Origin of the sequence: Pseudomonas sp. URIL14HWK12:I12 (assembly GCF_003097135.1) — a bacterium.
GTDB lineage: Bacteria > Pseudomonadota > Gammaproteobacteria > Pseudomonadales > Pseudomonadaceae > Aquipseudomonas.
The window spans coordinates 71,498-94,140 of record NZ_QEQL01000005.1 but is presented as its reverse complement, the minus strand read 5'-3'; the positions used below and the strand labels follow the sequence as shown (position 1 = coordinate 94,140).

Annotated in this window: 22 protein-coding genes; 14 read left to right on the top strand and 8 right to left on the bottom strand. The window is 63.6% G+C overall.

Annotated features, from left to right (window positions below; genetic code table 11):
- Positions 1-3 precede the first annotated feature (3 nt).
- Together gatA and gatC are read right to left on the bottom strand one after the other, a co-directional pair.
- Complete coding sequence (gene gatA / locus F474_RS15660) at positions 4-1,455, bottom strand: Asp-tRNA(Asn)/Glu-tRNA(Gln) amidotransferase subunit GatA (RefSeq protein WP_097086065.1); 1,452 nt, start codon at positions 1,453-1,455, stop codon at positions 4-6.
- 15 nt (positions 1,456-1,470) lie between these two features.
- Positions 1,471-1,758 carry an Asp-tRNA(Asn)/Glu-tRNA(Gln) amidotransferase subunit GatC gene (gene gatC, locus F474_RS15655; protein ID WP_097086067.1) on the bottom strand — a complete coding sequence of 96 codons (288 nt, stop codon included), beginning with the start codon at positions 1,756-1,758 and terminating at the stop codon, positions 1,471-1,473.
- A gap of 200 nt (positions 1,759-1,958) precedes the next feature.
- Here gatC and mreB point away from each other — a divergent pair, with 200 nt between their 5' ends.
- From mreB to tldD, 8 genes are all read left to right on the top strand, one after another.
- Entirely contained in the window at positions 1,959-2,996 is a 1,038-nt protein-coding gene (mreB, locus tag F474_RS15650) for a rod shape-determining protein MreB (RefSeq protein WP_097086069.1), read from the top strand.
- A 125-nt stretch (positions 2,997-3,121) separates the two neighbouring features.
- Positions 3,122-4,198, top strand: a complete 1,077-nt coding sequence (mreC, locus tag F474_RS15645) for a rod shape-determining protein MreC (RefSeq protein ID WP_097086071.1) — start codon at positions 3,122-3,124, stop codon at positions 4,196-4,198.
- A complete protein-coding gene (mreD, locus tag F474_RS15640; RefSeq protein WP_097086073.1) occupies positions 4,198-4,689 on the top strand; it encodes a rod shape-determining protein MreD in 492 nt (163 codons plus the stop codon). Before mreC ends, mreD begins: the two co-directional genes overlap by 1 nt.
- Positions 4,690-4,715: 26 nt before the next feature.
- Positions 4,716-5,291, top strand: a complete 576-nt coding sequence (locus tag F474_RS15635; protein WP_097086074.1) for a nucleoside triphosphate pyrophosphatase — start codon at positions 4,716-4,718, stop codon at positions 5,289-5,291.
- 63 nt (positions 5,292-5,354) lie between these two features.
- Positions 5,355-6,812, top strand: a complete 1,458-nt coding sequence (gene rng, locus F474_RS15630) for a ribonuclease G (protein ID WP_097086076.1) — start codon at positions 5,355-5,357, stop codon at positions 6,810-6,812.
- A gap of 34 nt (positions 6,813-6,846) precedes the next feature.
- Positions 6,847-10,668 (top strand): YhdP family protein, encoded by a 3,822-nt coding sequence (locus F474_RS15625; RefSeq protein WP_097086078.1) that lies wholly within the window; start codon positions 6,847-6,849, stop codon positions 10,666-10,668.
- 50 nt (positions 10,669-10,718) lie between these two features.
- Complete coding sequence (locus F474_RS15620) at positions 10,719-11,570, top strand: carbon-nitrogen hydrolase family protein (protein ID WP_097086080.1); 852 nt, start codon at positions 10,719-10,721, stop codon at positions 11,568-11,570.
- 2 nt (positions 11,571-11,572) lie between these two features.
- Positions 11,573-13,015, top strand: coding sequence for a metalloprotease TldD (gene tldD, locus F474_RS15615; RefSeq protein ID WP_097086082.1), 1,443 nt, complete (start codon positions 11,573-11,575; stop codon positions 13,013-13,015).
- A gap of 13 nt (positions 13,016-13,028) precedes the next feature.
- Here the strand turns inward: tldD and yjgA are convergent, their stop codons facing one another.
- Positions 13,029-13,550 (bottom strand): ribosome biogenesis factor YjgA, encoded by a 522-nt coding sequence (gene yjgA / locus F474_RS15610; RefSeq protein WP_097086083.1) that lies wholly within the window; start codon positions 13,548-13,550, stop codon positions 13,029-13,031.
- A gap of 111 nt (positions 13,551-13,661) precedes the next feature.
- Here yjgA and pmbA point away from each other — a divergent pair, with 111 nt between their 5' ends.
- From pmbA to F474_RS15580, 6 genes are all read left to right on the top strand, one after another.
- Positions 13,662-15,008 (top strand): metalloprotease PmbA, encoded by a 1,347-nt coding sequence (gene pmbA / locus F474_RS15605; RefSeq protein WP_097086086.1) that lies wholly within the window; start codon positions 13,662-13,664, stop codon positions 15,006-15,008.
- A 109-nt stretch (positions 15,009-15,117) separates the two neighbouring features.
- Complete coding sequence (locus F474_RS22990) at positions 15,118-15,501, top strand: FagA protein (RefSeq protein WP_097086088.1); 384 nt, start codon at positions 15,118-15,120, stop codon at positions 15,499-15,501.
- 4 nt (positions 15,502-15,505) lie between these two features.
- A complete protein-coding gene (locus tag F474_RS15595; protein WP_097086090.1) occupies positions 15,506-16,882 on the top strand; it encodes an aspartate ammonia-lyase in 1,377 nt (458 codons plus the stop codon).
- An 18-nt stretch (positions 16,883-16,900) separates the two neighbouring features.
- Entirely contained in the window at positions 16,901-17,359 is a 459-nt protein-coding gene (locus F474_RS15590) for a DUF2753 domain-containing protein (protein ID WP_256577776.1), read from the top strand.
- Positions 17,360-17,361: 2 nt separating this feature from the next.
- Positions 17,362-17,973, top strand: coding sequence for a superoxide dismutase (locus F474_RS15585; protein WP_097086092.1), 612 nt, complete (start codon positions 17,362-17,364; stop codon positions 17,971-17,973).
- Position 17,974: 1 nt separating this feature from the next.
- Positions 17,975-18,883 carry a ZIP family metal transporter gene (locus tag F474_RS15580; RefSeq protein ID WP_097086094.1) on the top strand — a complete coding sequence of 303 codons (909 nt, stop codon included), beginning with the start codon at positions 17,975-17,977 and terminating at the stop codon, positions 18,881-18,883.
- Positions 18,884-18,968: 85 nt separating this feature from the next.
- Here F474_RS15580 and F474_RS15575 read toward each other — a convergent pair whose 3' ends face one another.
- The 5 genes from F474_RS15575 to F474_RS15555 all read right to left on the bottom strand — a co-directional run bounded on the left by F474_RS15575 (position 18,969) and on the right by F474_RS15555 (position 22,513).
- Positions 18,969-19,241 carry an HPr family phosphocarrier protein gene (locus F474_RS15575; protein WP_097086096.1) on the bottom strand — a complete coding sequence of 91 codons (273 nt, stop codon included), beginning with the start codon at positions 19,239-19,241 and terminating at the stop codon, positions 18,969-18,971.
- A gap of 16 nt (positions 19,242-19,257) precedes the next feature.
- Positions 19,258-20,115, bottom strand: a complete 858-nt coding sequence (rapZ, locus tag F474_RS15570) for an RNase adapter RapZ (protein ID WP_097086098.1) — start codon at positions 20,113-20,115, stop codon at positions 19,258-19,260.
- Position 20,116: 1 nt separating this feature from the next.
- Positions 20,117-20,581, bottom strand: coding sequence for a PTS IIA-like nitrogen regulatory protein PtsN (gene ptsN, locus F474_RS15565; RefSeq protein ID WP_097086101.1), 465 nt, complete (start codon positions 20,579-20,581; stop codon positions 20,117-20,119).
- A 12-nt stretch (positions 20,582-20,593) separates the two neighbouring features.
- A complete protein-coding gene (gene hpf / locus F474_RS15560; RefSeq protein WP_097086103.1) occupies positions 20,594-20,902 on the bottom strand; it encodes a ribosome hibernation-promoting factor, HPF/YfiA family in 309 nt (102 codons plus the stop codon).
- A gap of 93 nt (positions 20,903-20,995) precedes the next feature.
- Positions 20,996-22,513, bottom strand: coding sequence for an RNA polymerase factor sigma-54 (locus F474_RS15555; protein WP_097086105.1), 1,518 nt, complete (start codon positions 22,511-22,513; stop codon positions 20,996-20,998).
- Positions 22,514-22,643 lie beyond the last annotated feature (130 nt).

The following is a 22,643-nucleotide window of genomic DNA, read 5'->3' as shown; positions in this document are numbered from 1 at the left end:
TCCTCAGAACCCTTCCGGCGACCGGCTGTGCCAGTCGGTGACCTGCTGGTAGCGGTGCGCGATATTGAGCAGCCGCCCTTCCTGGAAGTAGGGGGCCAGCAGTTGCACGCCCACCGGCATGCCGTCGACGAAACCTGCAGGCATCGAAAGCCCCGGCAGGCCGGCCATGTTGGCGGTGATGGTGTAGAAGTCTTCCAGGTACGCTGCCGTCGGGTCGGCATTCTTGGCGCCCAGCTTCCAGGCTGGGTTCGGCGTGGTCGGGCCAAGGATCACGTCGACCTCCTTGAAGGCCGCCATGAAGTCGTTCTTGATCAGCCGGCGGATCTGCTGCGCCTTGATGTAGTAGGCGTCGTAGTAACCCGCCGAGAGGGCATAAGTGCCCACCATGATGCGCCGCTGCACCTCGGGGCCGAAGCCCTCGCCGCGGGAGCGTTTGTAAAGATCGGTGAGGTCGACCGGGCTTTCGCAGCGGTAGCCGAAGCGCACGCCGTCGAAGCGCGACAGGTTCGAGGACGCCTCGGCCGGGGCGATGACGTAGTAGGCCGGGATCGCGTGGCCCAGGTTGGGCAGGCTGATCTCGCGGACCTGCGCCCCAAGCTTGCGCAGCTCGTCGGCGGCCGCTTGCACCGCATCGCCCAGGCGCGGGTCGAGCCCTGCGCCGAAGTACTCCTTCGGCAGGCCGATGCGCAGGCCTTCCAGCGGAGCGTTGAGGCTTGCGCTGTAGTCGGGCACCGGTTCATCGATGCTGGTGGAGTCTTTGGGGTCGAAGCCGGCCATCGCCTGCAGCAGCATTGCGCAGTCTTCGGCGCTGCGTGCCAGCGGGCCGCCCTGGTCGAGGCTGGAGGCATAGGCGATCATGCCCCAGCGTGACACGCGGCCGTAGGTAGGCTTGAGGCCGGTGAGGTTGGTGAAGGCCGCTGGCTGGCGGATGGAGCCGCCGGTGTCGGTGCCAGTGGCCGCCGGCACCAGGCGCGCGGCCACTGCCGCTGCCGAGCCGCCGGACGAGCCGCCTGGCACGTGGTCGGTGTGCCAAGGGTTGCGCACCGGGCCGAAGTGGCTGTTCTCGTTGGCCGAGCCCATGGCGAACTCGTCCATGTTGGCCTTGCCCAGGGTCACGGTGCCGGCCGCGGCGAGCTTCTCTACCACGGTGGCGTTATAGGGTGCCTGAAAGTTGGCCAGCATGCGCGAGGCGCAGGTGGTGAGCACGCCTTGGGTGCAGAACAGATCTTTGTGGGCGATCGGTGCACCCAGCAACGCGCCGGTTTCGCCAGCAGCCCGGCGGGCGTCCGCTGCGCGGGCCTGCTCGAGCGCCAGTTCAGGGGTGACGGTGATGAAGCTGTTGAGCTCGCCATCGCGCTGGGCGATACGGGCGAGCAGCGTTTGCGCCAGTTCCTCGGCGGAAAAGGCTTTGTCGGCCAGGCCTTTGGCGACCTGGGCGAGGGTCAGTTCGTGCATGACAGGCTCTTTTCCTTAGTCGATGACTTTGGGGACCAGGTAAAGGCCACTCTCGGTGGCCGGGGCGACGGCCTGGTAGGCCTCGCGCTGGTTATGTTCGGTTACCTGGTCGGCGCGCAGGCGCTGGAAGGCTTCCAGCGGGTGCGCCAGGGGGGCGATGCCTTGCGTGTCGACGGCCTGCATCTGGTCGACCAGGCCCAGGATGCTGTTCAATGCATCGATGGTGCTGGGGAGGTCGGCCTCGTTCAGGCCCAGGCGGGCCAGATGGGCGATTTTTTCCACGTCGCTGCGCTCGAGCGCCATTGGGGATCCTCGATCAAGGGCGGCGGATTCGTTCCGCGCCGGGGAACACGCTCCCGATCACGCGGTCACATGGCCTCGTTCATGTGGTGGCGTGGCCGGGAAAACAGCCAATTTAACATATTGGCGCCTTGCCCAAAATCCCCGCCGTTGTTAGAGTTTGCGCCACTTTTTTACCCACGCGTTGCCAGGGTCATCTTTCCATGTTCAAGAAACTGCGTGGCATGTTTTCCAGCGATCTCTCTATCGACCTGGGTACAGCCAACACCCTTATCTACGTGCGTGAGCGCGGTATTGTCCTGAATGAACCCTCCGTGGTCGCCATTCGTACCCATGGCAACCAGAAGAGCGTAGTGGCCGTCGGTACCGACGCCAAGCGCATGCTCGGCCGTACTCCGGGCAACATTGCCGCCATTCGTCCGATGAAGGACGGCGTGATCGCCGACTTCAGCGTTTGCGAAAAAATGCTCCAGTACTTCATCAACAAGGTGCACGAGAACAGCTTTCTGCAGCCCAGCCCTCGGGTGCTGATCTGCGTGCCATGCAAGTCCACCCAGGTCGAGCGCCGTGCCATCCGTGAATCGGCGCTGGGTGCCGGTGCGCGCGAAGTGTTTCTGATCGAGGAGCCCATGGCGGCTGCCATCGGCGCCGGGCTGCCCGTCGAGGAAGCCCGCGGTTCGATGGTCGTAGACATCGGCGGCGGCACCACCGAAATCGCCCTGATTTCCCTGAACGGGGTGGTCTACGCCGAGTCCGTCCGGGTGGGGGGTGATCGTTTCGATGAGGCCATCGTCACTTACGTGCGCCGCAACTACGGCAGCCTGATCGGCGAATCCACCGCCGAGCGCATCAAGCAGGAAATCGGCACCGCCTACCCGGGCGGCGAAGTGCGAGAAGTCGACGTACGCGGCCGCAACCTGGCCGAAGGTGTGCCGCGCGCGTTCACGCTCAACTCCAACGAAGTGCTCGAAGCGCTGCAGGAATCCCTGGCGACCATCGTTCAGGCCGTCAAGAGCGCGCTGGAGCAATCGCCGCCCGAGCTGGCGTCCGACATCGCCGAGCGCGGCCTGGTGCTCACCGGGGGCGGCGCGCTGCTGCGCGACCTCGACAAGCTGCTGGCGCAAGAGACCGGCCTCCCGGTGATCGTCGCCGAAGACCCGCTCACCTGCGTCGCCCGTGGCGGTGGCCGTGCGCTGGAAATGATGGACAAGCACACCATGGATCTGCTCTCCAGCGAGTGAGCCAACCATGGCGGTTTACAGGCGGCACCCAGGGGTGCTACCTGTATGCCGACTCCCCGTGCCATTCGGTTTTCCCATGAACCACTGCCCGTCCATCTGCCCGAAAGGAGCGGATCATTAAACCGCTGTTCAGCAAAGGCCCTTCGCTGGGCATCCGCCTGCTGGTGCTGGCCGTGTTGTCCGTTGCCTTGATGGTGGTCGACGCGCGTTTCACCCTGCTCAAGCCCGTACGCAACCAGATGTCGCTGGTGCTGATGCAATCCTATTGGCTCACCGATTTGCCTGGCCGCACCTGGCAGGCAGTGGCCAGCCAGTTCGGCAGCCGCACCGAGCTGATCGCGGAGAACGAAAAGCTCAAGACCGAAGCCCTGCTGTTGCAGGGGCGCCTGCAGAAGCTGGCCGCCCTTACCGAGCAGAACGTTCGCCTGCGTGAGCTGCTCAACTCCTCGGCGCTGGTCAATGAAAAGGTCGAGGTCGCCGAGCTGATCGGCATGGACCCAAACCCCTTCACCCAGCGCATCCTGATCAACAAGGGCGAGCGAGATGGGGTGTTTCTCGGCCAGCCAGTGCTCGATGCACGGGGGCTGATGGGCCAGGTGGTCGAGCTGATGCCCTACACCGCGCGCGTGCTGCTGCTCACTGACAGCACCCACAGCATTCCGGTGCAGGTCAACCGCAATGGGCTGCGTGCCATCGCCAGCGGGACCGGCAACCCGGAGCGGCTGGAGCTGCGCCATGTCGCCGACACCGCCGACATCAAGGAAGGCGACCTGCTGGTCAGCTCCGGCCTCGGCCAGCGCTTTCCGGCCGGCTATCCCGTGGCCACGGTCAAGGAAGTGATTCACGACCCCGGCCAGCCGTTCGCGGTGGTGCGTGCGGTGCCGACCGCGGCGCTGAACCGCAGCCGTTACGTGCTGTTGGTGTTCAGCGACAGCCGTACCCCGGAGGAGCGTGCCGCAGCGGCAGGCGAAGCCCAGGAAGCAGCCGCCCCTGCAACGGCACCTGCAGCGGGAGCGGCAGCCCCGACTGGCTCCGCGCCACCGGCCGCGGCTGCGCCCGGCCCTACTGCATCGCCTGGCGCAGCGGCCAAGCCGGCCCAGGGCGCTCGCTCGGGAAGCAGCCATCCAGCTTCGACGCCGCGCCAGTCGCGGCCAGCCGCCGCGCCCGCAACCGGGGCGCCCGCTACAGGAGAACACCGCTGATGGTCGCTACCCGCCGCCGTAATCACGGCTGGATCGTCTGGTTCAGTTTCATGGTCGGCCTGTTGCTCAGCGTCTCGCCCTTGCCGCAGTTCATGGAGATTCTGCGGCCGCTGTGGGTCGCGGTGCTGCTTGCCTACTGGTGCCTGACCCTGCCCGAGAAGGTCGGGCTGGTGTCGGCATTCTTCCTGGGCCTTGCCCAGGATGTGCTCTACGGCACATTGCTGGGGCAGAACGCCCTGATCCTGACCCTTACGGCCTTTCTGATCCTGTCGCTGGCGCCGCGGTTGCGCATGTTCCACATGTGGCAGCAATGCCTCACGGTCTTCGTGGTGCTGGGCGTCACCCAGCTGGCGCAGCTATGGCTCAGTGCGCTGACCGGCAATCGCCAGCCCACCCTTGCGCTGCTCTGGCCGGCGGTGGTCAGCGCTTTGCTCTGGCCGTGGATCAGCTACGGTTTGCGCGGCCTGCGCCGCCGCTATCGCATCAACTGAGCCCGCACCTTCAAGGAGACGCCGCGATGCCAACGCTATACCTCGCCTCTGGCTCGCCGCGGCGCCGTGAGCTGCTCACTCAGATCGGCGTGCCCTTCTCGGTCATCAGCGCCAGCATCGACGAAACCCCCTTGCCCGGAGAAGCCGCGCAGGCCTATGTAGAACGCCTTGCGCTGGCCAAGGCGCAGGCCGGTGCGCTGCATACGCCTGGCCCCGGCGTGGTGCTGGGCGCCGATACCGCCGTGGTGCTCGATGGGCGCATCCTGGGCAAGCCCGCCAATGAGCAGGACGCGATCGATACCTTGCTGGCACTTGGCGGGCGGGATCACCAGGTGCTGACCGCCGTTGCACTGTTCGACGGCCAGCGCAGCGAAACGCTCTGCGTGGCCAGCCGGGTGCGCTTTCGCGTGATCGAGCAGGCCGAGGCCCGGGCCTACTGGGCCAGTGGCGAACCGGCCGACAAGGCGGGCGGTTACGCTATCCAGGGGTTGGGCGCGGTATTCGTCGAGGCATTGGAAGGCAGTTATTCAGCAGTCGTGGGCTTACCCTTGTGCGAAACTGCGAAGCTGATGGCCCTGTTTGGCATTGCCTGTTGGCAATGAACTTCGGCAAGGCGTTTCCTTGCCAGAGCGCACCCCTGTTGGCCCACTGGACGAGAGCTTGCCATGAGTGAAGAGATCCTGATCAACATCACCCCAATGGAGTCGCGCGTGGCGGTGGTGGAGAATGGCGTATTGCAGGAAGCGCACGTCGAGCGCACGCAACGCCGTGGGATCGTCGGCAACATCTATAAAGGCAAGGTGGTGCGGGTGCTGCCTGGGATGCAGGCGGCATTCATCGACATCGGCCTGGAGCGTGCGGCGTTCATCCATGCGTCGGAAATCACCCAGCGTGAGGGCCAGGCGGCAGAGAGCATCACTGCCTTGGTGCATGAGGGCCAGGCACTTGTGGTGCAAGTCACCAAAGACCCTATCGGTACCAAAGGCGCACGGCTGACCACCCAGCTGTCGATCCCCTCCCGTTACCTGGTCTACATGCCGCGCAGCAGCCATGTGGGCATATCCCTGAAGATCGAAGACGAGGCCGAGCGCGAGCGGCTCAAGAAAGCGGTAACCGACTGCGTCGCCGCCGAAGGCGTCACCGATGCCGGTGGGTTCATCCTGCGCACCGCCGCCGAGGGCGCCCGCGCCGAAGAGCTGCTGATGGACATCCGTTACCTGCGAAGGCTCTGGGAACAGATCGGCCAGCAGATCAAGACGGTTGGGGCCCCGACGGTCATCTACGAGGACCTGGGCCTGGCACTGCGTACTCTACGCGATCTGGTCAGCCCCAAAATCGAAAAGATCCGCATCGATTCGCGGGAAACCTTCCAGAAAACCACGCAGTTCGTCGCCGAGCTGATGCCGGAAATCGCCGATCGCTTGGAGCACTATCCTGGCGAAAGGCCGATATTCGACCTCTATGGCGTCGAGGATGAGATTCAGCGTGCGCTTGAGCGTAAGGTGCCGCTCAAGTCCGGGGGCTACCTGGTGGTAGACCTCGCCGAAGCCATGACCACCGTCGATGTGAACACCGGTGCCTTCGTCGGCCATCGGAACCTTGAAGAAACCATCTTCAAAACCAATCTGGAAGCTGCAACCGCTATCGCGCGGCAGCTGCGCCTGCGCAATATCGGCGGCATCATCATCATCGACTTCATCGACATGGAAGACGAAGAGCACCGCCGCCAGGTACTGCGTACGTTGGAAAAACAGCTCGAGCGCGACCACGCCAAGACCAACATCATCGGCATCACCGAGCTGGGGCTGGTGCAAATGACCCGCAAGCGCACTCGCGAAAGCTTGGAGCAGGTGCTGTGCGAGCCGTGCGCCAGTTGCCAGGGCAGGGGTAAGCAAAAGACACCTGAAACGGTTTGCTACGAGATTTTCAGGGAAATCCTGCGCGAGGCCCGAGCCTATCAAGCCGAAGGCTATAGAGTGTTGGCCAATCAGAAGGTGGTCGATCGGCTGCTGGACGAAGAGTCCGGCAACGTGGCTGAGCTCGAAGCATTTATTGGCCGCACGATACGTTTTCAGGTTGAAACCATGTATTCGCAGGAACAATACGACGTGGTGCTGCTCTGAATCTGTCGTGCACCGTTCTTGAAGGCTGTTTTCCATGGCGCGTCTGACTCGCTGGCTGGATGCGCTGTTTCGCTGGGCTCTGGGCCTGGCCTGCGTGGTGCTGATCCTGCTCGCCCTGGTGGTGAGCTTGGGGCGCTACCTGGTACCGCTGGTCGGTGAATATGCAGGCGTTGCCAGCGTCAAGGCCAGCCAAGCCCTGCACATTCCTGTGGCCATCGGCAGGCTCGAAGGTAGCTGGCATGGGCTGGCACCGATCATTTCTGCTCACGATGTGACAATAGGCGAGGGCGCAGACCAGCAGCGCCTGGACCGCGTGCAGCTGGTGCCTTCGCTGTGGCGCAGCCTGCTGGCAATGGCGCCGCGTGTCGAACACCTGGAGGTAGAAGGCCTGCACCTGAGCCTTGAGCAGGGCACTGATGGGCGGTGGGCGCTGGCGGGCCTGCCCCGGCGTGCCGATACGCCGCTCGATATCCCCGGGGCGCTGGAGCAACTTGAGCAACTGGGCGAGCTGTCGGTGCTCGACAGCCAACTGACGCTCAAGCCCATGGGCCGCGATCCCCTGGCCCTGACCTATCTGGGCTTGAGCTTGCGCGGCGGCCGGCAATCCCAGGCACTGGATGTGCGCTTCAACTTGCCCGATGGCCAGCCGGTCGCGGCGGCGCTGCGTGCGCGCGTGGACACCAGCAACTGGCGCCAGAGCGACCTTTCCGGCTACCTGAGCCTGCCGCAGAGCGATTGGGCCCGATGGGTGCCGCCCAGCCTTCTGCAAGGCTGGAAGGCCAGCGTGCTCAAGGCCGGTGGTGAGGCTTGGGCCGACTGGCGCCAAGGCTCGTTGCGCAGCGCGGCCTTGCGCTTGAACGCGCCAGAGGTCACGGGCGCTTGGGACCAGCGGCCGCCCGCCCGGGTGCGCGACCTGGCACTCAATGCCTGGATAACACAGGCCGATGGCGGGTACCTGGTACAGGCCGATTCCCTGGCGATGAGCATCAAGGGCAAGCGGTGGGAATCTCGTTTGAACCTGCGCCAAGGCTCGGAGGCTGGCGGCCAGTTGTGGGCGCTGCAGGCCGATCGCCTGGACCTGGCGCCGCTCAAGGGGCTGGTCGACGCCTGGGCACCGCTGCCGGCAGCGGCGATGGCGGCGGTTGATAACCTCAATTTCACAGGCTCGTTGCGCAATGTTTCGTTGCAGTGGCGGCCTGAGGCCGCGGGTGATCGTAGGTTGGTTTTCGATACCAACCTCGATCACCTTGGTTTCAGCCCCTGGCATGGCGCGCCTGGCGCCGGCTCGGTCAGTGGCAGGCTGCAGGGCGACTTGGGCGGGGGCCAGCTGAGCGTGGCCTCCAATGACGGGTTCATGCTGCACCTGTACCCCATCTTCGCCAAACCCTGGACCTACCAGCAGGCGCATGCCCGCCTCGATTGGCGCCTGGACCTGAACGCGCAGGTCTTCACCCTGATCGCCCCTGCGATTCGGGTCAAAGGGGATGAGGGCGACATTTCCGCTGACTTCCTGATTCGCTTGCCGTTCGCCCACGATGCCGAACCCTACATGGACCTTCGCGTGGGCCTGGCCAATGGCGACGGCAGGTTCACACCCAAGTACCTGCCTGAGGTGCTCGCCCCCTCGGTGGCCGACTGGTTGCGCAGGGCAGTGCTTGGCGGCAAGGTCGACGAAGGTTATTTCCAGTACCAGGGCTCGCTGGCCAAAGCCGCGCCCGACCATGCCCGCAGCATCAGCCTGTTCTTCAAGGTGCGCGATGCCGAGCTGGATTTTGAGCCGGGCTGGCCGCACGCCCGCCAGGTCGATGGGCGGGTGTACATCCAGGACGGCGCGGTGCGTATCCTCGCCGACCAGGGGCAGATCCTCGATACCCAGGTTCGTAGTGTGGATGTGCGCGTGCCGCACGCTCCGGCCGGGCAGGCCAGCCACCTGCTGGTCGATGGTGACTTCGATGGAACCTTGGCTAATGGCCTGACCATCCTGCAGACAGCGCCCATCGGCACTGGCGAGCAGTTCGCGGGCTGGGAAGGCGACGGCCCCTTGGCGGGTTCGCTCAAGCTTGATGTGCCTTTGGTCAAAGGCGAAGCACCCAAGGTCGTGGTCGATTTCAACACCCAGGGCGCACGCCTCAAGATCGCCAACCCTGCCCTGGAACTCAGTGAGGTCAAGGGCGACTTCCGCTTCGACCTCGAAAAGGGGCTGAGCGCGCAGAACGTCGGGGCGCAAGCCTTTGGGCGGCCTCTGAACGCACAGATATTCGCCGAGGGCCAGCCGGGCAACCCGCTGACCCGGCTGGCAGTCAGAAGCCAGATGCCGGTCGACACCCTCACGCAATGGCTCAAGTACGACGCGCCACTGCCGGTAAGCGGCGAGATCCCCTACAGCTTGCAGGTATGGTTGGGCAAGGAGAGCCGCCTGGCCATCGACTCCGATCTCAAAGGCTTGGCCGTGAGCCTGCCGGCGCCGTTCGGCAAGGACGCGGCCGAGCCGCGCCAGGCACGTTTCGAGCTGAGCCTGAGTGGGCCCGACCGCCTGGCGAAGGCGCGCTACGCCGAGCTGGCCAATGCGGTGTATCTCGCACCTAATGGCCAGTTGAATGAGGGCCGGGGCGAGCTGCAGCTGGGAAGCGAGCCTGCGCAATTGCCCACTGAAAAAGGCCTGCGCATACGCGGCTCGCTCGATCATTTCGACGTTTCGGCCTGGAAGTCTCATGGCGAGCGCTACGCAGGGGGGCAGAGCAGCGGCAGCGCTGGGCAGTGGCTCAACAGTGTGAACCTTCGCATTGGCCGCCTCAGTGGCATCGGCACCACCCTGGACAACGCTCAGGTCAGCTTGCGCAGAGCGGGCAGTGCCTGGGCGGTGGCGGTGGACAGCCAACAAGTCACGGGCCAGGCTACGCTTCCTGATGACCGGCAGCAGCCTATGGATGTGCGTCTTCAGGCGGTGCGCCTGCCAGCGCCGGCCCCGCCGACAACTAACGACGCGCCAGAACCGGACACGCCCGACCCGTTGGCCTCGGTCGACCCACGCGGGCTGCCGCCGGTGAACTTGCGCATCGATCAGCTTTACCAGGGTGATGAATTGGTCGGGGCTTGGGCGCTGAAGATGCGCCCGAATGCGACCGGGGTACTGCTGAGCGACATTGACCTGGGCCTGAAAGGCCTGCAACTCCAGGGCAAGGGAAGCTGGCAGGGGGCGCCCGGCAACACCAGCAGTGCCTTCGCCGGCAGCCTGAGCGGCAAGAACCTGGGCGATGTGCTCAAAGCCTGGAAGTTTGCCCCCAGCGTCACCAGCGACAGCTTCAATGTCGACGTCGACGGCCGCTGGCCTGGCTCGCCGGCCTGGGTGTCGCCCAAGCGCTATTCGGGTAGCCTCGATGCCCAGCTCAAGCACGGCCAGTTCGTTGAGGTAGAGGGCGGCGCACAGGCACTGCGGGTGTTCGGGTTGCTCAACTTCAACGCCATCGGCCGCCGCCTGCGCCTGGACTTCTCTGACCTGCTCGGCAAAGGCCTGAGCTATGACCAGGTCAAGGGCCGGCTGGTGGCCAGCGATGGGGTGTACGTAACCCGCAAGCCCATCACGCTGAACGGGCCGTCCAGCAATTTGGAACTCGACGGTACCCTCGACATGGCAGCCGACCGCATCGATGCACATCTGCAGGTGGCGCTGCCGCTGTCCACTAACCTGCCGATCGCTGCCTTGCTGGTGGGCGCGCCTGCGGTAGGGGGCGCACTGTTTCTGGTCGACAAGCTACTTGGGGACCGGGTCGCCAAGTTCGCGAGTGTCAATTACAAGGTCCAGGGCCCCCTGAAAGACCCGAAACTTTCACTGCAAAAACCGTTCAGCAGGTCCTGAGTGCTGGAGAGTGTTAGCATCGACGGTATTTTCCGTTGCGAGGGTGGGGTATGACGTTCGCAGTGATCCAGATGGTCAGTGGCCCCCAGGTCGATACGAACCTGCGCGAGGCTCGCAGGTTGCTGGAGCAGGCGGCCGAGCAGGGCGCCAAGCTTGCGGTCCTGCCGGAAAACTTCGCTGCCTTCGGCCGCCGGAATGCTGCCGAGCTGGGGCTTGCCGAAGCCGAAGGCCGGGGGCCTATTCTACCGGCCTTGAAACAGGCCGCTCGTGACCTCAATCTCTGGTTGGTAGCTGGCACCTTGCCGCTGCCGCCGGCAGGGGCACCCCAGGCTAAGCCGCGTGCCTGCTCGCTGGTGTTCGATGGGCAGGGCGAAATCGTTGCCCGCTACGACAAGCTGCACCTGTTCGATGCCGATGTGAACGACGCACGCGTACGTTATCGTGAGTCTGACGACTATGCTCATGGGCAGGAAGTGGTGGTTGTCGATACACCCGTGGGGCGGTTGGGGCTTTCGGTGTGTTACGACCTGCGTTTCCCCGAGCTTTATGCCCGCTTGCGCGAACGGGGCGCTGAACTGATCAGCGCCCCCTCGGCCTTCACGGCGGTGACCGGGCACGCGCATTGGGAGGTGTTGATTCGGGCCCGAGCCATCGAAACCCAGTGCTACCTGCTGGCGGCGGCCCAAGGTGGCGACCATGGCCAGGGGCGCGAAACCTGGGGGCAGGCGGCGATCGTCGATCCTTGGGGGCGGATAGTGGCCCAGCAGCCCAAGGCGCCGGGTGTGTTAACAGGCCACTTCGACGCGGCCGAGCAGGCGTCGATCAGGGCGCGCATGCCGGTGCTTGAGCACCGGCGGTTTTCTACGCAGGGCGCAGTGCGGCCTGCAGGCGATGTGGAGTAAGCATGAGCGAGATGTTGAGCACTGTCAGTGACCGGTTGCTGGCACCTGGTGGTCTGGGCCTGGATACCCTGCAAGCGGTGCTTGGGGAGCTGGCCGGGCCGGGTATCGACGCTGCGGACCTGTATTTCCAGGCGCAGGTGTCGGAGTCTTGGTCATTGGAGGATGGGATCGTCAAGGAAGGCAGCTTCAACCTTGACCAAGGGGTCGGGGTGCGCGCGCAGTCGGGCGAGAAGACTGGCTTCGCGTACAGCAACACCCTGGAGCGCAGCGCGCTGTCGCAGGCGGCGCAGGCGGCCCGTTCCATTTCCCGTGCCGGGCAGGACGGCAAGGTCCAGGTGTTCAGCGCGGTTCAGGCAGCGCCGCTGTACGCCGCTGGCAACCCGTTGGAAGTACTCAGCCGGGCTGAAAAGGTCGAGCTGCTCAAGCGTATCGACGAGCAGACCCGCGCACTGGACCCACGGATCCAACAAGTATCGGTGAGCATGGCAGGCGTTTGGGAGCAGGTGCTGATCGCCGCAGCCGACGGTACCCTGGCCGCAGATGTGCGCCCGCTGGTGCGCTTCAACGTCAGCGTCATCGTCGAGCAGGGTGGCCGCCGTGAGCGTGGCGGGCAAGGTGGGGGCGGGCGCACCGACTACCGCTACTTCCTGGAAAACGACCGCGCCATGGGCTATGCCCGCGAGGCGCTGCGCCAGGCTTTGGTGAACCTGGAGGCCGTGCCGGCACCGGCAGGCACCCTGCCGGTGGTGCTAGGGTCGGGGTGGTCCGGCGTGCTGCTGCACGAGGCGGTCGGCCATGGCCTTGAAGGCGACTTCAACCGCAAGGGCAGCTCGGCTTACAGCGGGCGCGTGGGTGAGAAGGTCGCTTCCAGCCTGTGCACCATCGTCGACGATGGCACCCTGGCTGGGCGGCGTGGCTCGCTTTCGGTAGACGATGAGGGCGTGCCGACCGAATGCACCACCCTGATCGAAAACGGCGTGCTCAAGGGCTACATGCAAGACAAGCTCAATGCCCGCCTGATGGGCAAGGCGCGCACCGGCAACGGCCGGCGCGAATCCTACGCCTGCCTGCCGATGCCGCGCATGACCAACACCTACATGCTTGCCGGCCAGAGCGACCCGCAGGAGATCATCGCTTCAGTGAAGAAGGGCATCTACTGCGCCAACCTGGGCGGTGGGCAAGTAGACATAACCAGCGGCAAATTCGTGTTCTCCACCAGCGAGGCCTACCTGATCGAAGACGGCAAGATCACCGCACCAGTGAAGGGCGCGACGCTGATCGGCAACGGGCCTGAGGCCATGAGCCGGGTATCGATGGTGGGCAACGACCTGGCGCTGGACAGCGGTGTGGGCACCTGTGGCAAGGATGGCCAATCGGTGCCGGTTGGCGTAGGGCAACCGACACTGAAAATCGATGCGATTACCGTGGGCGGAACCGGCGCCTGAGCGCCGGCTTCGCTCAACGCAGGCCGCGCTGTTGCTCGTCGAGTTCGCGAATGTACTTGAACAGCTTGCGCGCCGCCGCCGGCGGCTTGTTGTGAGCCGCCTCGTGCTGCGCATGGCGGATCAACTGACGCAGGTGCTGGCGGTCGGCCTCGGCGTAGTCGGCAAAGAACGCCGTGAGCGTTTCGTCGCCCCCGCCAATCAGCCGGTCGCGCCAGCGTTCAAGATTATGGAAGCGTTCGTTGTACTCGCGCGTCGAAGCATCGACCTGATCCAGCATTTGCAGGATCGCGTCGATGTCCTGGTCGCGCATCAGTTTGCCGATGAACTGCGTGTGGCGTTTGCGCGCGGAGTTGGCGGTGTGCCGAGGCGCTTCTTCCAGCGCGCGGCGCAGTGGCTCGGTCAGCGGCAAGCGCGCGACCATGTCGGGCTTGAGTGTGGTCAGGCGTGCGCCCAGTTCGGTCAGCGCAAGCAGTTCGCGTTTGACCTGGGTTTTGCTTTTACCCTCGCCGAGGGAATCGTCGTAAGAATCAACCATGGGGGCCGTCCGATGAATAACGCCGCCATGATAAACAGTCAGTGGCGCTTTGTCCGGCCCGGTTGCCGGTTGGCCCTGGCTGATAGCCGAACATGAAGTGTGGAGAGTGCCATGAAAGCAGAGCAGAGCGTCGGCCCGCAGGACCTGCCGCGATTGCAGGAACAGGTCGAGCAGATCATCGCCGAGGCGCGCCGCCAGGGCGCCAGCGCCTGCGAGGTGGCCGTGACGCTGGAGCAGGGGCTATCGACCTCGGTGCGCCAGCGCGAAGTGGAAACGGTCGAATTCAATCGCGACCAGGGTTTTGGCATTACCCTGTACGTCGGCCAGCGCAAGGGCTCGGCCAGCACCTCGGCCAGTGGCCCGGACGCGATCCGGGAAACCGTTGCCGCAGCGTTGGCGATTGCCGAGCACACCTCTGAAGACCCCAGCTCCGGCCTGGCCGAGGCCAGCCTGATGTGCAAACAGGTCGAGGATTTCGATATCTATCACCCCTGGGCAATCACACCGGACCAGGCTGTCGAGCTCGCCTTGGCCGCCGAAGCGGCGGCGTTCGATGCCGACCCGCGGATCACCAATGCCGATGGCAGCACAGTGAACGTGCATCAAGGCTGCCGCGTATATGGCAACAGCCATGGGTTTATCGGAGGCTATGCAGCCACGCGCAATACACTGTCATGCGTGATGATCGCTGAAGCGGACGGGCAGATGCAGCGCGACTACTGGTACGACTTCAACCGCCGTGGCGAGCTGCTTGCCAGCCCGCAGAGCATCGGCCGGCGCGCTGCCGAGCGCGCCGCCAGCCGCCTCGGTGCACGGCCGGTGCCCACCTGCGAGGTGCCTGTGCTGTTTTCAGCAGAGCTTGCCGGCGGCTTGTTCGGCAGTTTCCTGTCGGCGATCGCGGGGGGCAATCTCTACCGCAAAGCCTCGTTTCTGGAAGGTCAGCTGGGCGAAATGCTCTTTCCGCAGTGGCTAACGCTCGACGAACGCCCGCACGAACGCGGCGGCTTGGCCAGTTCTTCCTTCGACGGCGACGGCCTGGCCACCTACGCCAAGCCTTTTGTGGAAAACGGCCGGCTGGTGTCGTACATGCTTTCCACCTATTCCGGGCGCAAGCTTGGCATGCCCAGCACCGCCAATGCCGGGGGCGTGCATAACCTGTACGTCAGCCACGGCGATCACGATCAGGCCGGGCTTATTCGCCAGATGGGGCGTGGCCTGCTGGTGACCGAATTGATGGGCCACGGGCTCAATATGGTTACTGGAGATTATTCTCGCGGCGCCGCCGGCTATTGGGTCGAAAATGGGGAAATCCAGTTCCCGGTACAAGAGGTGACCATCGCGGGGAATATGAAAGATATGTTCGGCAAAATTGCGGCGATCGGTAGCGACATTGAAACTCGTAGCCACATACGCAGTGGCTCGGTGTTGATCGAGCGCATGACCGTGGCCGGTAGCTAAACCTCACCTGCCTGCCCGCGCAATGCGGGCAGGCCTTGCTGCTGGGTTGCAATGATTTCGTTTATCAAATAATAATAAAACGCATTAGCGGCCAAAGCGGTGCGTGCGAATGTCCTCTGCTGTCCGAGAATTACCTTACCTGGATCACTGGCGGTGGCTTGGCCAGCAGATCCGCTGCGCCCTGCGCCCTGACGAACCCCGCCTGATCGATCACTACTTCGGTGCGGGGCGCTGCCTGGCTCGGTTCACGCCGATGGGCCCGCATGCCGTAGCCCTGGCCACATTCCGCCTCCTGCTCGCCACTGCTCAAGACATCGCTCTGCCCTGGCATTGGCGCAATCAGTGCCTTGACCAGGCTTGGCGGCCCCTGCGTGAGTTGCATGGGTTGGCGCAATCGAGCAGCGCACTCGAGCAATGGCAATGCCATGCGCAGGCCTTGGCGCACTGCCAGTTGTACCCCTCGATCTCCTACCAAGAACCTCCACAAGGATAATGCGATGAGCGCTACCCGCATCGAACGTGACAGCATGGGCGAGCTGCAGGTGCCTGCCCAGGCGCTGTATGGCGCCCAGACCCAGCGCGCGGTCGACAACTTTCCGATCAGCGGCCAGCGAATGCCAGCACAGTTCGTGCGCGCACTGGTGCTGGCCAAGGCGGCGGCCGCACGTGCCAACGTCGCCTTGGAGCAGATCACACCCGCCCAGGGTCAGGCCATCGAAGCCGCCTGCGAGCAGCTGCTGGCGGGTGATTTCATGCAGCACTTTCCGGTGGACATCTTCCAGACCGGTTCGGGTACCAGCTCCAACATGAACGCCAACGAGGTGATCGCCACGCTTGCCAGCCGTGCCTGCGCAGAGGCCGTGAACCCGAACGACCACGTCAATTGCGGCCAAAGCAGCAACGACATCATCCCCAGCACCCTGCACATCAGTGCCGCCTTGGCGCTGCATGAGCACCTGCTGCCCTCGCTTGAGCATCTGGTTGGCGTGCTGGGCCAGAAGGCGGCGCAGGTGCACACCTTCGTCAAGACCGGGCGTACCCACCTGATGGACGCCATGCCGGTGCGCCTGAGCCAGGTGCTCCATGGCTGGGCCGCGCAGGTGAAGGCCAACCTGGGGCATCTACGCGCGCTGCAGCCCAGCCTGCAGGCGTTGGCCCAAGGCGGCACCGCCGTAGGGACGGGGATCAATGCGCACCCGGATTTCTCGCGGCTGTTCAGCGAGCAGCTCAGCAGCGCTACGGGGGTGGCCTTCACTCCCGGCGACAACCTGTTCGCGTTGATCGGCTCCCAAGACACTGCCGTGGCGGTCTCGGGGCAGCTCAAAACCACCGCCGTGAGCCTGATGAAGATTGCCAACGACCTGCGGTGGATGAATTCCGGCCCGCTGGCAGGGCTTGGCGAAATCGAGCTGGAAGCTTTGCAGCCGGGCTCCTCGATCATGCCGGGCAAGGTAAACCCGGTGATCCCTGAGGCCACCGCGATGGTGGCTGCCCAGGTAATCGGCAATGACGCTACGATCGCGGTGGCAGGGCAGTCGGGCAATTTCGAGCTCAACGTGATGTTGCCGGTCATTGCCTCCAACCTGCTCGAAAGCATTGAACTGTTGGCCAACGCAAGCCGTCTTCTGGCAGACAAAGCCATCGCTGGCTTCCGTGTCAACGAAGCCAAGCTCAAGGAGGCACTGGGGCGCAACCCGATTCTGGTGACCGCCCTCAACCCTATCATCGGTTACCAGAAGGCTGCCGAGATCGCCAAGCAGGCATACCGCGAAGGCCGCCCGATCATTGATGTCGCGCTGGAGCACACCGACCTCTCTCGTGAGCGCCTGGAAACCCTGCTCGACCCGGTAAAACTGACGGCCGGCGGCCTGTAAACGCCCTGGAGGCCCTGCGTGCAGCACTGGAGAAAAACCACCGAGCAGGCCAATCAGCGTTTCGAGCAGGGCGACCTGATCGAGGCGCGCGAGCTGTACCTTCACGCGCTCGCCCTCGCGCAGGTGTTGTTTCTGCGCTGGCCGGAAGCGGACCAGGCCGTAGCCGCCTGTGTGATCTCGCATCACAACCTGGCTGATCTGCATCTGCGCCTCGGCCAGCCCCAAGAGAGCGCCCGCTATCTGTGCGATATCCATCGCCGGTTATTGCAAACGGCCGCTGACCCACAACTGCCGGCTGCCTTGCGAGGTGCCGCGCTGCAGCACAGCAACCGGACCTACACCGAGCTGCTCGGCTTTATCGAGGCCCATGGGCATTACCCACCCAGCCGCCTGTTGGCGGCCTTGCCCGATGCAGCGCCGCAGCCAGCTCACACCCTGAAGGCCGAGCCTTCAACCTACCGATACGGAGTTCACTGACCATGGCTTTTACCCTACCGAAACTGCCCTACGCCTATGACGCGCTGGAACCCCACGTCGATGCGCAGACGATGGAAATTCACCACAGCAAGCACCACCAAACTTACGTCAACGGCCTCAATGCTGCCGTCGAAGGTACGCCCTATGCAGACTGGCCATTAGAGAAGCTGCTGCGCGAGCTCAAAAGCCTGCCAGCCGATAAACAAGGTGCCGTGACCAACCATGGGGGCGGCCACGCCAACCACTCACTGTTTTGGGAAGTGATGGCGCCCAATGCTGGCGGCGAGCCCGAAGGCACCGTGGCCAAGGCGATAGATGCCGAGCTGGGTGGTTTCGATGCCTTCAAAGATGCGTTTACCAAGGCCGCGATCAGCCGCTTTGGCAGCGGCTGGGCATGGCTGAGCGTAACTGCGCAGAAAAAACTGGTGGTCGAGAGCAGCGCCAACCAGGACAGCCCCCTGATGAGCGGCAACACACCGATCCTGGGGCTGGACGTGTGGGAGCACGCGTATTACCTCAAATACCAGAATCGCCGCCCGGAATACATCAATGCCTTCTATAACGTCATCAACTGGTCTGAAGTCGAGAAGCGCTACCAGGCCGCGATCGCCTGACATGCCTTCAGCAAGCCGCCAGGGCGAGAGCTTTTCAGTCGGCAGTGTTCGGCTGTTTCGCCTGGCGTTTGGCTCGCTGTTGCTGCTGGCCGGCTTTACATTGCTGGCGGCCAAGGCGCTGGCGTGGCTGGATGTGGACAGCGGGGTGATGCGTGCTTTCGAAGGCGGGGCCCTTTGTGCGTTAGGCACCGCCTTGGGTGCGGTGCCGGTGCTGGTCATCCGCAATATGCCGGTGGCGGCGGCCGATACCTTGCTGGGGTTCGGCGCAGGCGTGATGCTTGCCGCTACCGCCTTCTCACTGATCCTGCCAGGGCTGGACGCGGCGGCGGCGATAGGGCTGTCACGCTGGGGTTCCGGGGCATTGGCCAGCCTCGGCATCATGCTCGGCGCGTTTGCGCTCTACGTGCTTGATCGCAAGGTCTCTGGCGCGACACCTGAAGCGCTGGTCGCCGCGCCTGGCCGCCCGATGGTACCTAAACGGATATGGGTGTTCGTGATTGCGATCATCGTTCACAACATTCCTGAAGGCATGGCAGTAGGCGTGTCGGCGGGGGGTGGCATGGATGGCGCCAGCACTCTGGCCATCGGCATTGCGCTGCAGGATGTCCCCGAGGGGCTGGTGATTGCCTTGGTGCTGGCCGGCGCTGGTATGTCGCGAGTGCGCGCATTTCTGATCGGCGCGGCCTCAGGCCTGGTGGAGCCGGTGTTTGCGGTGTTGTGCGCGTGGCTGGTTCGCCTGGCCGAGCTGCTGCTGCCCTTGGGTTTGGCTTTCGCAGGAGGCGCAATGCTCCTGGTCGTCACGCACGAAATCATTCCTGAATCACGCAGTAACGGCCACCACAAGTTGGCGAGCCTGGGGCTATGCCTGGGCTTCTGCCTGATGATGGTGCTGGATACGGCCCTGGGGTAAGCCGGCCCCAGGCTTAGACCCAAAGCAAAAAAGCGCCTTAGGCGCTTTTTTCATTCAAAGGCTTGTGCCGTGACTCAGCGTCGGGTCATTCGCCTTCATCAAACTTGTCGTTGATGAGCTTGACCAGCGCATCCAGCGCTTCCTGTTCTTGTTCGCCCTCGGTGCTCAAGTGAACCTGGGTGCCTTTGCCTGCCGCCAGCATCATCACGGCCATGATGCTCTTGCCATCGACCAGCTTGTCGGCTGCACGGCCGACCCGAACCTGGCAGGGAAAACGGCCCGCTACCCCGACGAATTTTGCCGCCGCGCGCGCATGCAGGCCCAGTTTGTTGATGATGGTGATATCGAGTGCGGGCATTGCGCGGGTGTTCCTTTCAGCTGAGGTCGCGGTGGCGGACCTGGACGTTCTTGAGGGTGTTCTGCAGTTGGGCACCGAGCCGTTCGGTCAGGTACACCGAACGATGGTGGCCACCGGTGCAGCCGATGGCGACAGTGACATAGGCGCGGTTGCTTGCAGCGAAGCGTGGCAGCCATTTGAGCAGGTAAGTATGAATATCCTGGTACATCTCCTCGACATCGGGGGAGGCGGCCAGGTAGTCAATCACAGGCGCTTCGAGCCCCGAATGGTCGCGTAGCTCCGGTTTCCAGTAGGGGTTGGGCAGGCAACGCACGTCGAAGACCACGTCTGCATCCACTGGCACGCCGCGCTTGAAACCAAAGGATTCGATGAGAAATGCGGTGCCGGCGTCGGGCCGATTCAGCAGGCGCAACTTGATCGTGTCACGCAGCTGATACAGGTTCAGCGCGGTGGTGTCGATCTTGAGATCGGCCAGGTCGGCGATCGGGCCCAGCAGGTCGCTTTCGACCTCGATCGCCTCCGCCAGCGAGCGTTCTGAGTTGCTCAGGGGGTGGCGCCGGCGGGTTTCCGAAAAACGCTTGAGCAGCGTGTCTTCATCGGCATCCAGGTAGAGCACGTCGCATTGGATATGGCGGGCGCGAACCTCCTCGAGCAGCTCCGGGAAGCGGCTGAGGTGGCTGGGCAGGTTACGGGCGTCGATACTGACCGCTACCAGTGGCTGGGCCAGTTCGGTATGGATCAGTGCACGCTCGGCAAGCTCTGGGAGCAGGCCTGCAGGCAGGTTGTCAATGCAGTAGAAGCCGTTGTCTTCCAGAACATTCAGCGCGGTGCTTTTGCCCGAGCCAGACCGGCCACTGACGATGATTAGCCGCATGCTAGTGGCCCTGCTGGGCGTTCACCACGACCTGGTACAGTGCTTGGCTGTCGGTGGCGGCGCGCAGGCTCTCCCGAATGTCCTTACGGTCCAGCATGCTGGCGATCTGGCGCAGAAGCTCCAGGTGCTCGTCGGTGGCTTCCTGCGGGACCAGCAACACGAACAGCAGGTCGACCGGTGCGCCATCGATCGCGTCGAAGTCAACGGCGTGGTCGAGGTGCAGCAGTGCACTGATAGGCTCTACGCAGCCTGCCAGCCGGCAATGGGGAATGGCGATACCGTTTCCGAAACCTGTAGAGCCCAGGCGTTCGCGGGCTATCAAGGCTTCGAAGATTTGCTGCTGGTCGAGCCCGGAGAGATCGGGCGCTACCAGTTGGGCAATCTGTTCGAGTACACGTTTCTTGCTGCCGCCCGGCACGTTCACTTGGGAACGGCCGGGGGTCAGGATCTGTTCGATTCGGATCATGGGGGAGGGGGGTCAGCGAGCAGCCGCGCCCTGGAGCAGGCTCTGCTGTTTTTCCTTGTGTTTGAGTAATTGCCTGTCGAGCTTGTCGGTGAGCAGGTCGATCGCGGCGTACATGTCGTCGTGTTCTGCGTTGGCGACCACTTCGCCGCCGGGTATGCGCAAGGTGGCTTCGATTTTCTGCTTCAGCTTCTCGACTTCCATGATCACCTGCACATTGGTGATCTTGTCGAAGTGCCGCTCGAGTTTGGCGAGCTTCTCGTTGATGTAGTTACGCATGGCCTCGGTCACATCCAGCTGGTGCCCACTGATGTTGACTTGCATACCGCTTCTCCTTATTGCCAGTGCATAAAGAGGCAGGTAAGCCTGCCTCCTGGAACAGGGTAGGGCGCTGGCCTGCGCCCGGGCATCGGTGCGTTACATCAGCCGCTTGCGTTCGCTGGACGGCGCAATCCCGAGAGATTCACGGTACTTGGCGACAGTGCGGCGAGCTACCTGAATGCCTTGTGCCTCCAGTAAACCAGCGATCTTGCTGTCGCTCAATGGCTTTTTCTGGTTTTCGGCGGCCACCAGTTTCTTGATGATCGCGCGAATAGCGGTGGAGGAGCATTCGCCCCCCTCTGAAGTGCTGACGTGGCTGGAGAAAAAGTACTTCAGCTCGTAAATCCCTCGGGGGGTGTGCATGAACTTCTGGGTAGTCACTCGAGAGATAGTCGATTCATGCATGCCGACGGCTTCGGCGATGTCATGCAGCACCAAGGGCTTCATCGCCTCATCGCCATAGTCGAGAAAGCCGCGCTGGTGCTCGACGATCTGTGTGGCCACTTTCATCAGCGTTTCGTTGCGGCTCTGCAGGCTCTTGATGAACCAGCGGGCTTCCTGAAGCTGATTGCGCATGAAGGTGTTGTCGGCACTGGTGTCAGCCCGTCGAACGAAGCCTGCGTACTGAGGGTTCACCCGCAGGCGCGGCATCGCTTCCTGATTCAGCTCGACCAGCCAGCGGTCGCTGTCTTTGCGAACGATGACATCCGGCACCACGTATTCGGGTTCACTGGCCTCGATCTGCGAACCGGGGCGGGGATTGAGGCTCTGTACCAGTTCGATGATCTGGCGCAGGTCATCTTCCTTGAGCTTCATGCGCCGCAGCAACTGGCTGTAGTCGCGGCTGCCGAGCAAGTCGATGTAGTCGCTGACCAAGCGCAGCGCTTCGTTCAACCAGGGCGTTTTCGGCGGCAACTGGCGCAGTTGCAGGGCCAGGCATTCGCTCAAGCTGCGGGCGGCTACCCCGGCAGGCTCGAATTGTTGGATGCGGTGCAGCACCGCTTCGATTTCGTCCAGCTCGATGTCCAGCTCCGGGTCGAAACCGTCGCAGATCTCTTCGAGAGTGGCTTCCAGGTAACCCTGGTCGTTGATGCTGTCGATCAGCGTCACGGCGATCAGCCGGTCATTATCGGACATCGGGACCAGGTTTAGCTGCCATAGCAAATGGCTTTGAAGGCTTTCACCGGCCGAGGTGCGCGTAGTGAAATCCCAGTCGTCATCATCGCTGCTGGGCAGGTTGCTGGCGCTGGTCTGATAGACATCTTCCCAGGCCGTGTCGACCGGCAGTTCATTGGGAATGCGATCGCTCCAATCGCCTTCCTCGCCGCCTTCAGCCCCTTCGTTCACTGACACACTGGCTTCGAAGCCGGTGTCTTGAAAGGAGGTATCCTGAGCCTCGCCGTTGCCCTTGAGCTCGGCGTTGTCGGCCATGGGGTCACTGGTGTCGAAGTCGTCGCCTTCTTCCTGGCGTTCGAGCATGGGGTTGGAATCCAGCGCTTCCTGGATTTCCTGCTGGAGATCCAGGGTCGAGAGCTGGAGGAGGCGAATGGCCTGTTGCAACTGCGGTGTCATCGTCAGTTGCTGGCCCATTTTCAGGACGAGCGTTGGTTTCATGGCGGAAGCTAGACACCTTGTTCTGCCGGCGCGGTGCGCCGTCCACTACCTGCTGGCGACCTCACCGGCGCCAGCTTTAAGCAAATTATATGCCTGAAAAAACTGGCTTTGCATAGTGTTTAGTTTGGCT